This is a genomic window from Streptomyces sp. NPDC107562 (assembly GCF_055657325.1).
In genome coordinates this window covers 1-1,399 of the sequence record NZ_JBVKBE010000044.1, presented here as the reverse complement: position 1 = coordinate 1,399, position 1,399 = coordinate 1, and the positions used below count along the sequence as shown (strand labels likewise).

Sequence of the window (1,399 nt, the reverse complement as noted above, 5' to 3'; positions counted from 1 at the left end):
CTAGTACTCCAGTGAGAAATCGTTGCCTGAGCTGGTCCTTCTTCGGTAGTGGCAGCGTCGGGCTGTGGCTTGGTGCCGTCTGCGCCAGAGAGACCAGTTCAGGGCATGGACAACCGCTCCGGGACGTGGGGTGGGGCGGGGCAGCAGAGCTTCCAGGAGCCGGCGGACTTCTGCAACGGTGAAGCGGATAGTGCTGATGGTGTCGTTTCTGCGGCCCCCCTTTCGGTGACTTGGACTGCGACGGCGGCCAGGAAGGCATGGGCGAGCATGGCCAGGGTGATGTGCCGGTACCAGCCCGGATAGCGGCGGACTTCGTACTGATCGAGGCCGCATTCGTTCTTCGCGGCCTGGAAGGCCTCCTCGATCGCCCAGCGCGATCCGGCGATGCGGACCAGGTCCTCGACGCTGGTGCCGTTCGGTGCGTAAGCGAGGAAGTAGGCCAACTCGTCCGGTCGGGTCAGGCTGCGGCGGGCCAGCACCCATCGTTGATGGGTGGGCCGATCGCCGTCGAAGTCCCAGATGGCCGGCAGCATGGCGGCTGCCCAGTCGTAGACGCGCGGGCCTTTGGCGCCGTCGCCGCAGGAGTGGCGTTCCCATGCCTCATCTGGTGCGTCGGCGATGGCGCGATCGATACGGCTGAATGGGCCGTGGAGGTGCTGGGACTTCGGCACGGCCAGGACGTAGCCGACGCCGGCTTCTTCCAGGGTGCGGCGCATGCGCCATTCCTGTCCGTAGGCGCAGTCACCCGTCACCCAGGCGATTGGCAGGGGTGAAGCAAGAGCTCGCAGGATCATCGCGCGGGCCAGTTCTCCCTTGGTCGCGAACCCACGGCTGGCGGGGACTTTCGCGGCCCCGCACCGGTCCGTGTCCCCGGTCCAGGACTTGGGCAGGTAGAGCTCCCGGTCCACCAGAGCCCTGCCCCTCGAGGAGGCGTAAGCGGCGAACACCCCGATCTGGCAGTTCTCGGTGCGGCCGGCCGTGCCCGAGTACTGCCGCTGCACGCCGGCAGAGGTGGTGCCCTTCTTCAGGAAACCGGTGTCGTCGATGATCAGAACCCCCTCCGGGGTGCCAAGCCGCTCGGCGACGTACTGCTGCAGATCGTCCCGGACCGCGTCAGCGTCCCAGGAGGCGCCGTTCAGCAGATGCTGGAAGCCGGCTGGCCCGCGGTGACCTGCATATTCGGCCAGTTGCCAGCCATTCTTCCGCCCCACCGGCGCCAGCAGACCGCGCAGGTAGTCCCGCATCCGCCACCGCAGATCCACCCGAGAGAACCGGCTCGCCACACGCGCGAAGACCGTCTCCAACTCCTCAGCCCACAAACCAGCTTCATCCATCCCCACCATGCCCGGAACAACGAAACCGACCAGCTCAGGCAACGATTTCTCACTGGAGTACTAGG

At 66.7% G+C, this 1,399-nt stretch carries 1 protein-coding gene; it reads right to left on the bottom strand.

The window, feature by feature from the left end; genetic code table 11:
• Window positions 1-98: 98 nt before the first annotated feature.
• The gene (locus tag ACZ7LV_RS38970) at window positions 99-1,334 is read right to left on the bottom strand and encodes an IS701 family transposase (protein ID WP_471946094.1); all 1,236 of its coding nucleotides are present in this window, start codon (window positions 1,332-1,334) and stop codon (window positions 99-101) included.
• Window positions 1,335-1,399: the final 65 nt, after the last annotated feature.

Coding starts and splice junctions, on each gene's coding strand:
- ACZ7LV_RS38970 (WP_471946094.1), bottom strand. CDS start 1,334: ATGGATGAAGCTGGTTTGTGGGCTGAGGAGTTGGAGACGGTCTTCGCG.